Raw genomic sequence first — 8,347 nt, forward strand, 5'->3', positions numbered from 1 at the left:
AAGAGTTCTTTGTTTCCGAATCTGCTAGGCAGACACTTCCTGAAAACGAGACGAATTATAGGGCGAGAATGCGAAGCTGACAAACTAGAATAATTCAACGCATTCATTAGTTTTACTAATGAATGCAAGGGGCTGTTTTGGCGGTTTCACCGCTCTGGAGGCCACTTAACGAGTCCTTAGTCACGTTTCATGCATAATTCTACATAATATATCGTTAATCTATGTTGCTAGATTATTAATGATTGTTCAGTGACATAAGCCGAACTAGGGCTACAACAATTTTTTGCGCTGTTTTTTATTAGTTTGTATAGTGCAACTTGAAAATGGCCATTTATGGCAACTTAATAAAAAAGCTTACCTAGTCAGCCATTTCAGGTGTGTTGCACTACGGATAAGTGAATCAGGGATATAAATAATGCGAATTAATTCTTTTTTTGCCAAAAGACAGTTATTGGCTATCGGTTTAGGGATTGCCATTGTCGGATGCCAATCACAATCTGTAGAAGAACCACAGGCTGAAGCGGTTATAGCGGACCAAGACAGTGTCATTGAAACCATTCATGGTATTCAGGTTGCCGACCCTTACCGTTATTTAGAAGTTGAGTCAGATAAAACTCAGCAATGGGTGAAGCAGCAACAGCAAGATGGCAAAGCTTACTTGGGCGCCATTGAAAATAAGCAAGCCATTGTTGATCGCATTACTGAGTTGTGGAACTTTGAGAAAATTTCTGCGCCAAATGAAAAGGGCACTAACACCTTTTACTATCGCAATAATGGCCTGCAAGCACAGTCTGTATTATTTGTGAAAGATGCAAAGGGTAACGAGAAAGTGTTGCTGGACCCAAATACGTTTTCATCTGACGGTACTATTGCACTGTCGGGTACGTCGGTAAGTGATGATGGTACAACGCTGGCATACGGTGTTTCTAAATCAGGTTCTGATTGGCAAACCTGGCACTTTGTTGATGTTGCAACGGGGAAGAAGTTAACGGATCAGTTAGATTGGATAAAGTTTTCCAGTGCGGTATGGAATAGCGACAACAGTGGCGTTTATTATGCTCGCTATGATGCGCCTGAAGGTGGCAATGCGCTCGCCGATGTTAACTTTAATCAGAAAGTGTACTTTCATAAAATTGGTAGCAGCCAGTCAGCAGACACCTTGGTATATGAAAGACCGCAAAATAAAGATTGGGGCTTTGGGATTGAAGTGACTGAAAAGGGCGATTACCTGCTGCTTTATATCTCGCAAGGTACTGACAGCCGTAACCGTTTCTTTTATAAATCATTGAAAAACCCGCAAGCAGAAGTCGTTGAACTCATTCCTGACTTGGAGGCGGAATACAGCTTTATCGGTAACGATAAATCGACTTTTTACTTTAAGACCGATTATCACGCACCAAACGGTAAAGTGATTGCAATTGATGTCAATAAAAGCAGCAAGGACAGTTGGCAGACCATTATTCCTGAGCTGAAAGACCCAATAAGCAATATTGCTATCGTTAATGACCACATCGTTGTGAGCTACCTGCATGACGTTCTTGGCAAACTAACGATTTACAGCATGAATGGCGATAAGCGCCAAGACGTTGCTTTACCCGGTAAAGGAAAAGTTGCTGGGCCTTATGGCAAACGCAGCAAAGATTACTTCTACTATGTATTCAATAGCTACACTCAACCGCAAACCACTTACAAGTTTGATTTTAAAACCGGTGAGTCGACACTTTATTCAAAACCAACGGTTTCATTCGAGCCGGATAATTACACCTCAGAGCAAGTGTTTTATAGCAGTAAAGACGGTACGAAAGTGCCGATGATGATCTCATACAAAAATGGGATGAAGAAAGACGGCAACAATCCTACTCTGCTTTATGCCTATGGTGGTTTTGCTATTTCATTAACTCCACGTTTTAGTCCAGCAAATATTGCATGGATGGATATGGGGGGTGTTTATGCCGTGCCTAACCTTCGTGGCGGCGCCGAATACGGTGAAAGCTGGCATCAAGCAGGTATGTTCGACAAAAAACAGAATGTATTTGACGATTATTATGCCGCTGCTGAGTACTTGATCAATGAGAATTACACCAATAGTACAAAGCTAGGGGCTTATGGTCGTAGTAATGGTGGTTTGTTGATGGGGGCGGCATTAACTCAGCGTCCAGAGCTGTTTGCTGCAGTGCTGCCTGCGGTAGGTGTGTTGGATATGCTACGTTTCCAAAAGTTCACCATCGGTTGGGCGTGGACCAGTGAATATGGCAGTGCAGATAATGCAGAGCAATTTGCTGCACTCTATGCGTATTCGCCATACCACAACGTAAAAGCGCAATCATATCCGGCCACAATGGTGATGACCGCCGATCATGATGACAGAGTTGTACCACTGCATAGCTTTAAATTTGCCGCCATGATGCAAGAGAAACAACAAGGCGATGCGGCTGTTATTATGCGAATAGAGTCTAAAGCGGGCCATGGTGCTGGTAAGCCAACCGCAATGAAAATTGATGAGTTTGCTGATATCTATAGTTTCTTATGGCATAACTTTGGTCTAAATATTCCCGCCAAAATCGCGCAATAGGTTTTGCTTTGGCTTTAGGGCTAGGTTTGGATTCAGGCTTAGATTTGGAAGTTAGTTGATTAGAAGGGGAGCTTAGGCTTCCCTTTCTTTTGCCCAAAAAACGACAGCTAAGCACCTCAGTTAAAGCAAGAGCATAAAAGTAAAGGCCAAAACAAACGGTGGCAATATCGTTAATACTGGCGCAATGGTCCTCAGTTAACGTTGTCACTGGTCAACATGCAGAATCCCACTTCTTCAGCTAGAACAGGTATAGATGTAATAATCCTTTAAGATTATTAACAAAATTTTATGAAGAACCGCACGGCTTATCTCATATCGCCATTCCCAATTGCATACTGGCTAGGTATAGTGGGCCTCCTATTTTATCTGATTAAATGGCGATATCATTATATGTTTCGTTGGCCTATTTCCGTTTATTACGAAGATACCGATGCGGGTGGCGTTGTTTATCACTCCAATTATTTAAAGTTTTTTGAACGTGCGCGAACTGAATGGTTAAGAGCGATGGGGGTAAGTCAGACGGCTCTACTTGCCGATGATATCGCCTTTGTTGTAAAGCGTGCCGCAGTGGATTTTTGTAAAGCTGCCCGTTTTGAACAGAACCTTATGGTCGAAACCGAGGTCATACAACTAAAGAAAGCGTCGTTAGTGTTTAAACAGCGTTTAATTGATGAACAGGGCGTTACATATTGCGAGGCTGAAATCTTAGTTGCCTGCATCGCATTATCACGTATGAGACCCCGAGCCATTCCGCAAAATATTGCCCAGGAGTTTAACGGTGGAAGCTGATATTTCTATTATTGGATTATTTTTACAAGCAAGTTTTTTAGTTAAATTTGTAATGCTGACCTTACTTAGTTTATCAATTGCCTCTTGGGCAGTGATCCTTCAACGTCGTAACCTATTAACGGCAGCAAAAAGAGAAGCGCTCAAATTTGAAGATAAATTTTGGTCAGGTGTTGATCTCAATAAACTCTATCAAGAGTTGTCTGCGCGTCAGGATCGTAACGTCGGTCTTGAAGCACTGTTTGTGACAGGTTTTAAAGAGTACGCCCGTTTGAATAAATTAAACGGACGAGTGCCTGAAGCCGTTATGGATGGAAGTTACCGTGCAATGCGAGTGTCTCTTTCTCGTGAAATGGAAAAACTTGAAACTCATCTGCCGCTATTGGCAACGATAGGTTCTACTAGCCCTTACATTGGGCTGTTTGGCACGGTTTGGGGGATAATGAACTCCTTTATCGCACTGGGCGCGGTTGAAAATGCCACGCTTGCCATGGTCGCTCCCGGTATTGCAGAAGCCTTGATTGCAACGGCAATGGGCCTGTTCGCCGCTATTCCTGCCGTTATTGCTTATAACCGTTTCACTACTCAAGTGGATAAGATTGAGATGTCTTACGCTAACTTTATGGAAGAGTTCTCCAGTATTTTACATCGCCAAGCATACAGCGAGAAGGAACCGGCATAATGCATCAAGGCTACCAAAGGAAGCGCCGTCGTCCCGTCGCTGAGATTAACGTGGTGCCCTATATCGATGTGATGTTGGTACTTTTAATTATTTTCATGGTGACGGCGCCGATTGTAACCCAAGGGGTTAAAGTTGATTTGCCCCAAGGCGCTGCAGAGTCTTTGCCTGCAGATAGTAAACCGCCAGTGGTTGCGTCAATCGACGCCATGGGGGAGTACTATTTGGATGTGGGCAGTTCGAGTACTAAAGAGGTACTTGAACTTGAAGAGGTTGCTATTCGCGTTGGCGCGATTATTCAATTAGAGCCTGAACGTCCGGTTGTTGTTAAAGCTGATCGCAGTATTGCTTATGAAAAAGTGATCCAGCTAATGGTGGCATTACAAAGAGCTGGTGTGCCCTCTGTTGGTTTGATGACCGATTCGCCGGAGGATAAGTAGTGGCGGCTAAATCAGAATTAACCATTCCAGTGTCAATTTCAGCTGGAATTCATATTGGCGTGATAGTTATTCTAGCGCTAGGTGTCGATTTTTCTGACAAGCCTAAACCTTTACCTCAGGCCAGTGCGCCAGCAGTGCAGGCTGTGATAGTTGATCAGCAAAAAGTCGCTGAGTATGTTGAGAAATTAAAAGCGGATAAACGTGAAGTCCTGCGTAAAGAGAAAGCCCGTCAAGATGAAGCCGATAGGCGTGTTCGTGAGGCTCGAAAAGAGCGTGAACGCGAGCAAGCACAGATTAAAAAGTTAGAGCTACAACGTAAGCAAAAAGAGATTGAAACAAGAAATGCTAATGATGCCGCTAAAGCCGCGCAGTTAAGGCAGAAGCAAGAGAAAGAGAAAGCGGCAAAAGCAGAAGCCGATCGTAAACAAAAAGATAAAGAGCGCCAAGCATCAGAAGTGGCTGCAAAAAAAGCAGCTGATAAACGTAAGGCTGAAGAAGCCGCGGCATTAAAAGCAGAAAATGAGCGTAAGCGTAAGGCAGAAGCTGAACGTAAACGCAAAGCAGATGAGCAAGCCCGGCGACAGCAAGAGCAGATGATGCAAGATGCTTTGGCTGCAGAGCAGGTGGCATTGTCGCAAACGCGTAATAAACAGGTTACCAGTGAAGTTGAGCGTTACACAGCGATGATTATTGCAACCATTGCTCGTAATGTGCGTCAAGAAGAGTCCATGAGAGGGAAGAGTTGTAAAGTGCTAGTACGTCTGGCAAAGGATGGTTTTGTTACTACCAACCGTATTATCGAAGGTGATCCTGCTTTATGTACTGCGACACAATCAGCGATTCAAAGGCTACAAAAGTTGCCGGTGTCGAGTGAACCAGCAGTATATGAAAAGCTGAAAGAATTAAATATTATTTATAGACCTGCATTCAATTAAAGGAGTTACATGAAGATTTTGGGGAAATGGTTACTTGTAACCCTGCTCATTTGTAGCATGCCTGCTAAAGCGGCATTAGATATCGTTATTACCGAAGGGGTTGATGCTGCAAGACCGATAGCAGTTGTTCCTTTTGTTTGGCAAGGAACTGGCCCAATGCCGTCACAAATATCCGATGTAGTTATGTCAGATCTAGCGCGTAGCGGTACATTCAGTCCGACGGATGAGCTGAGCTTACCGCAACGTAATATCAGTACGTTGGCACAATTTGATGCTAAAGCTTGGATGTTGCAACCTGCTGAAGCCGTAGTGATGGGATCCATAAAGCCTTATGGCGCTGATAAATACTTAGTTAGTTTTGAGTTAATTGACTTGGTTAAAGCGCAATTACAATCTGACCTGGGTCCGCAAGCAGCTAAAGACTTAGTCATCGATAGCCGCGAAACCGTGATTAGTGCTGCACAGTTTAGACAGTATGGGCATCGTATTAGTGATGTGGTTTACGAGAAGTTAACCAGTATTCGCGGTGCATTCTTAACGCGTATCGCTTATGTTGTTGTCAAACATGGCGAAAAGTCACCTTACCAGTTGATGATCTCCGATTACGATGGCTATAACGAGCAGATGTTGTTACGTTCACCGGAGCCATTGATGTCACCTTCGTGGTCGCCAGATGGACAGCAACTCGCCTACGTGAGTTTTGAAAATCGTAAAGCTGAAATTTTTGTACAAAACATATATACCCAAGCGCGCAAGAAAGTCACTAGCTTTAACGGCATTAACGGCGCCCCAGTGTTTTCTCCTGACGGTAAAAAGTTAGCGGTGACGTTGTCGAAAGATGGTCAGCCAGATATTTATGTCGTCGATATCGCAACCAGTGCACTAAAGCGAGTCACTAATCATTACGCAATTGATACTGAACCGTCTTGGTTCCCTGATGGAAAGTCATTGCTACTGACATCGGAGCGTGGCGGTCGCCCGCAGCTATATCGAGTTTTTTTAGACTCAGGAAAAATTTCTCGGCTGACGTTTGAAGGTGAGTGGAACCTCGGTGGTTCAATTGCACCAGATGGACGCAGTATTGTTTTTGTAAATCGTACTAATGGTAAATTCAATATCGCCAGAATGGATCTTGAAACCCGATTTATGCAAGTTTTGACGAGTACACGACTCGACGAATCACCAAGCCTAGCACCTAACGGTACTATGGTTATATACGGAACAACATACCAAGGTAAACAGGTATTGGCCGCAGTGTCTATGGATGGACGTTTTAAGGCTAGATTACCCGCCGGACAAGGTGAAGTTAAATCACCTTCTTGGTCACCATTTCTCTAACTATAAAGATTAAGGATTTTAAAATGGATCTGAATAAGCTATTTAAAGCCATGTTAGTCGTACTTCCTATTATGGCTATCAGTGCCTGTAGCTCGACTTCTGAGTCTGAAACAGATGCAACTAGCTCTACTGAAACATCAACAAGTGAGTCTGCTAATAATGGCGTTGAAACCGGTGGCGTAGCGCCAGTTTTAACACCACATGAACAGCAGCAACTTAAGTTTCAAGAGCTAAGAAAAGAACACATCATCTATTTTGATTTTGATCGTAGTTCAGTTTCTCAGCAATTTGCTGAAGTGTTAGAAGCCCATGGTGACTATCTTGTAGAACATCCAAATGTTCGAGTGATGATTGAAGGCCATGCTGATGAGCGCGGCACACCTGAGTACAACATTGCACTAGGCGAACGCCGTGCTAAAGCCGTAGCAAAATATTTACAAGGTATGGGTGTTCAACCTAGCCAAATGAGTATTGTAAGTTATGGCGAAGAAAAGCCAATGGATCTTACTCGTACCGACGATGGTTTTGCTAAAAACCGTCGTGCAGTACTTGTATATTAATTTTAGGTAAAAGGTTTACCCTATGAAATACGCCGTGATATCAGCGGCAATCATCCTAGCGAGTGTAGCTCATGCTGCACCTGCTCCAGTTGAGGATGTTGCTGGTGGCTCTTCAGACGATAGAGTGGCTCGTCTTGAGCGAATTGTAAAAGCTAGACAGCAAACTGAGTTTGCTATGCAGCAGCGTTTAGACGCTTTGCAACAAGAAGTCCTCGACTTGCGTGGATTAAGTGAGCAACAGTCTTATCAAATTGAGCAGATGCTACAAAGACAGCGTCAGCTTTATGAGGATATTGCTAATATCTCAAGTAAGCCCACAGTACCTATGGTCATTGCCAGTGGCAATAATACATCGACCGCAAGCTCAACCTTGGGTGAGACGGCTAGCTATGAGCAAGCCGTAAACTTAGTGCTGAAAGAGAAAAAGTACGAAGCTGCCATTCCTGCTTTTGCCAAATTTATAGAAAACTACCCAAACTCTAGTTATGCACCCAATGCTAACTATTGGTTAGGTCAGCTACTCTATAATAAAAGCGAGTTTGTTGCTGCGACTAGAGCATTTACAACCGTGGTCGATAAATTTGAAAATTCTGGCAAGCGTGGCGAGAGTTTAGTTAAGCTTGGTATGATTGCTGAGAAAACCGGTGATAAAGCCAGAGCGAAAGCTTATTACCAGAAAGTTGTGAAGGAATATGCTAATAGCGCAGCAGCCCGTATTGCACAGCAGCAACTTTCAGCACTTTGATTGCGATTTATTCAAAAAACAACCTCTTAGACTGTTTTTCATGCAAACGATGAAAAATGGGTAAATTGCACTTGCATGAGCAAATGAAAAAGGTATTATAGGCGCCCTCAGAGAGACACCGTCTTTCGGAGGGTATTTAAGCGAATTGTTTGGTTAATCTAAATGAAGCGTTAATGATACAAGCAATACCAGAAAGGGCCGTTAGCTCAGTTGGTAGAGCAGTTGGCTTTTAACCAATTGGTCGAAGGTTCGAATCCTTCACGGCCCACCACTTCTGAGGTGGATTTGCTTT

The 8,347-nt window shown here is 43.5% G+C and carries 8 protein-coding genes and 1 tRNA gene; all 9 read left to right on the plus strand.

The genetic code is table 11. The annotated features are described in order from the left end of the window. Nucleotides 1-415: 415 nt before the first annotated feature. The 9 genes from L2755_RS21460 to L2755_RS21500 all read left to right on the plus strand — a co-directional run bounded on the left by L2755_RS21460 (nucleotide 416) and on the right by L2755_RS21500 (nucleotide 8,326). On the plus strand, nucleotides 416-2,572 hold the full coding sequence (locus L2755_RS21460; protein WP_248982685.1) for a prolyl oligopeptidase family serine peptidase: 2,157 nt from the start codon (nucleotides 416-418) through the stop codon (nucleotides 2,570-2,572). A 390-nt stretch (nucleotides 2,573-2,962) separates the two neighbouring features. Further along, complete coding sequence (gene ybgC / locus L2755_RS21465) at nucleotides 2,963-3,361, plus strand: tol-pal system-associated acyl-CoA thioesterase (RefSeq protein WP_248982686.1); 399 nt, start codon at nucleotides 2,963-2,965, stop codon at nucleotides 3,359-3,361. After that, on the plus strand, nucleotides 3,351-4,040 hold the full coding sequence (tolQ, locus tag L2755_RS21470) for a protein TolQ (RefSeq protein ID WP_248982687.1): 690 nt from the start codon (nucleotides 3,351-3,353) through the stop codon (nucleotides 4,038-4,040). The genes ybgC and tolQ overlap by 11 nt, the downstream gene beginning before the upstream one ends. Next, the gene (gene tolR / locus L2755_RS21475; protein WP_248982688.1) at nucleotides 4,040-4,477 is read left to right on the plus strand and encodes a protein TolR; all 438 of its coding nucleotides are present in this window, start codon (nucleotides 4,040-4,042) and stop codon (nucleotides 4,475-4,477) included. Before tolQ ends, tolR begins: the two co-directional genes overlap by 1 nt. Beyond that, nucleotides 4,477-5,412 carry a cell envelope integrity protein TolA gene (gene tolA, locus L2755_RS21480; RefSeq protein WP_248982689.1) on the plus strand — a complete coding sequence of 312 codons (936 nt, stop codon included), beginning with the start codon at nucleotides 4,477-4,479 and terminating at the stop codon, nucleotides 5,410-5,412. Before tolR ends, tolA begins: the two co-directional genes overlap by 1 nt. 9 nt (nucleotides 5,413-5,421) lie before the next feature. Further along, nucleotides 5,422-6,750: a Tol-Pal system beta propeller repeat protein TolB gene (tolB, locus tag L2755_RS21485; protein ID WP_248982690.1), complete on the plus strand. Its 1,329-nt coding sequence runs from the start codon at nucleotides 5,422-5,424 to the stop codon at nucleotides 6,748-6,750. A gap of 23 nt (nucleotides 6,751-6,773) precedes the next feature. Then, the gene (gene pal / locus L2755_RS21490; RefSeq protein ID WP_248982691.1) at nucleotides 6,774-7,310 is read left to right on the plus strand and encodes a peptidoglycan-associated lipoprotein Pal; all 537 of its coding nucleotides are present in this window, start codon (nucleotides 6,774-6,776) and stop codon (nucleotides 7,308-7,310) included. A gap of 22 nt (nucleotides 7,311-7,332) precedes the next feature. After that, nucleotides 7,333-8,055, plus strand: coding sequence for a tol-pal system protein YbgF (gene ybgF, locus L2755_RS21495; protein ID WP_248982692.1), 723 nt, complete (start codon nucleotides 7,333-7,335; stop codon nucleotides 8,053-8,055). 195 nt (nucleotides 8,056-8,250) lie between these two features. Beyond that, a tRNA-Lys gene (locus L2755_RS21500) sits at nucleotides 8,251-8,326 on the plus strand. The last annotated feature ends 21 nt before the right edge of the window (nucleotides 8,327-8,347 follow it).

This window comes from Shewanella abyssi, assembly GCF_023284025.1.
GTDB classification, from domain to species: Bacteria; Pseudomonadota; Gammaproteobacteria; order Enterobacterales; family Shewanellaceae; genus Shewanella; species Shewanella abyssi.